We start from the raw sequence: 2,545 nt of genomic DNA, 5'->3' as shown, positions 1-2,545 counted from the left end.
TTGTACATCAAGGCAGCCGGATATTGTTCGTTGGCATACGTGATAGGTGTACGAAGACCCATGTTGAGTTTTCCTTGACTTACGTCGAGACGCTCCACGATCTCTTGTGTATCCCTTGCTTGTCGAAGGACTGGATTCGTAATGTATACGGCTTCTTGTGTCCTATCCAGCTTGAATGATTGTCCAACCAACTGCTTGACTTCCTCCATTGTCGTATCCCCGACTACATACAGATCGATTGGCGCATCACGCAGCCATTGGGTATACGATGCATACAACGCTGAGGACGTAATCTCCGGTAAGTCAGACAATCGGCCTAACGGATGCAGCCRATACGGTTCATCCTTGCACATTTCTTCGATGCAGCGTTCGGCCGCATACCTTATTTTGTCATTAATGATCGATTCCAATTTTTTCTGAACCGTCACTTTTTCCGAATTGACGTATTTGTCACGGAACGCCCCGTTTTCCACCAATGGGTCACAGATCGTACTCCCCACAAATTCGAGGCCTTGCTTAAGCAATCCATTAGCTCCGGCAACGAACTGGTCATGAATGAGGTCCATTCGGAACTGAACAATCTGGTAATCGCCACGCTTATACACATCGAAGCCGAATCCGGCCCCGTACAAATCGTCCAGCTTCTCTCTGAATTGCTTCGTTTCCGGAAGTGCGGAAGTCCCGCGTCGCAGTACGAATGGAGTCAATGCCACACTCGTTACGGTTTGCTCTGATAATGGCTGTCCTATGTACACCGATATCGCGTATGTCTTGAATTGCTTAGTCGGCATGACGTGAAGCCGGATTCGGTTTACGGAGTCTCTCTCGAAAAAGTTGGTGTTCGCTTTCAACTATGTGCACTCCCTTCGCTTGAACCAATGAATGGTTACCTTCTACCAATGTATCTGACTTACAACCATTATATTCTTCTACAAACAGAAGAAGCAACCTGAACCAGGTTACTTCTGCGGTCGCGTTCACGCTAATTGCAAAAAATATGCTTCCCGATTTTCTTGACTTGTACCCGGGTCCAAATCCACTTGGATGTTGCTGTCTCTGGATTGAAGTAATACAAGCATCCTCCGGATGGGTCATATCCATTCAAAGCATCCTGGACCGCTTTCTTAGCAGTTTCATTCGGCGTCAACCAAATCTGACCATCCGCAACAGCGGTAAAAGCTCCAGGTTGGAATATTACGCCAGATACTGTATTCGGGAAGCTGGATGACTTCACCCGGTTCAAGATAACCGCCGCGACGGCAATCTGCCCGACATAGGGTTCGCCTCTCGATTCCCCATACACAGCATTGGCCATCAAGTTAAGATCTTGCTCCGAGAGTCCGAGATGGCTGGAAGCCGGTAGGTTTGATCCGCCTTTTGCTGGTGCACTTGGCGCCGGTGTTGTCGCACCCGCTTGTTTGCGAGGCGTCTTCTCCGGTGTCCATGCCTTGGTCGCTTCCCAGAGCTTCAGCTTGGTCTTAGAGCCTGCAATACCATCCACTTTCATCCCGAATTTGTATTGAAAATTTTTGACCGACTGCTGTGTTTTGGAGCCAAAATCTCCATCTACATTCCCCGAATAAAAGCCGAGGTATTTCAGGCGTCCTTGCAGTTCATAGACGTCCTCCCCTTTGGTTCCGTACTTCAACTTAGCGCTGCTGAACGTTTGTTCCGTCTGCATGCTACTCTTCACCTGCATCGATACAAACAAGAGCAGCAAAATACTGAGTGTAATGACAAGTATACGTTTGTTCATGAGATTCGCTCAACCTTCCTTATCTGGATGTCATAAGCTTTTCTTTTAGTATGAGGAAGGGGGCGCTTGAATATGCAGGGAAGGGGGAGCCATTGTGGGGCAATAATTAAGATCGAAACTCAAATCCGCTACAAAGTGGATAGTGTCCGCCAGCTGCTGTTGAAACCTCGTTCTTTTGATCCTATATGTGGTGATAACGAGGTTTCAAAGGCAGCCCGTAAACTTTATGGCCCCTATTCCCCTTCTCCGCTCCAGAGTTTCAAAACAAAAAAAGCCCCCTCAATGGCTTGAGGGGAGAGTAAAAGAAAGAAAGGTAAGGACCGAGGAATGATTCCTCTTTCCTTACCATTTTCACTAAGAGCTTACACGATTGTGGTGATATTGTTCGGAAGAGATGAGTACCTCTCGTGGTTTACTGCCCTCATAAGGTCCGACGACTCCTTTGGCTTCCATGGAATCGATCAATCTGGCAGCGCGTGTGTAACCGACTCTCATCCGCCTCTGAAGCAGCGATACAGAGGCTTGTTTGGCCTCAAGCACGATCTGCACCGCTTGATCGTACAGTTCGTCCTCGAACTCTTCCTGTGCATCACTTGACTCATCGATTTCCGGAACAAGCTCCTCCTGATACTTCGCTTTCTCCTGATGGCTACAGAAGGATACGACTGATTCTACCTCGGAATCTGACAAGAAGGCGCCTTGCACGCGAACCGGCTTGGACGACCCCATCGGCAGGAACAACATGTCCCCCCGTCCGAGCAACTTCTCCGCTCCGACCAGATCCAGGAT

At 48.6% G+C, this 2,545-nt stretch carries 3 protein-coding genes; all 3 read right to left on the bottom strand.

Annotation, left to right across the window (positions count from 1 at the left end; all coding sequences use genetic code 11):
• Positions 1-791: EF-P 5-aminopentanol modification-associated protein YfmF (gene yfmF, locus AC1DWB_RS33505; protein WP_477545413.1), on the bottom strand; the 791-nt coding region annotated here is incomplete at its 3' end.
• A gap of 191 nt (positions 792-982) precedes the next feature.
• On the bottom strand, positions 983-1,756 hold the full coding sequence (gene sleB, locus AC1DWB_RS33500) for a spore cortex-lytic enzyme (RefSeq protein WP_477545412.1): 774 nt from the start codon (positions 1,754-1,756) through the stop codon (positions 983-985).
• 354 nt (positions 1,757-2,110) lie between these two features.
• On the bottom strand, positions 2,111-2,545 hold a 435-nt coding region (locus AC1DWB_RS33495; RefSeq protein ID WP_477545411.1), incomplete at its 5' end, for a DNA translocase FtsK.

This window comes from Paenibacillus sp. P4_E11 (assembly GCF_056401635.1).
This window is presented reverse-complemented; position numbering and strand designations above follow the sequence as displayed.

Bases quoted from the DNA above. Each gene is read 5' to 3' on its own strand.
- sleB (WP_477545412.1), bottom strand. From the start codon at position 1,756: ATGAACAAACGTATACTTGTCATTACACTCAGTATTTTGCTGCTCTTG.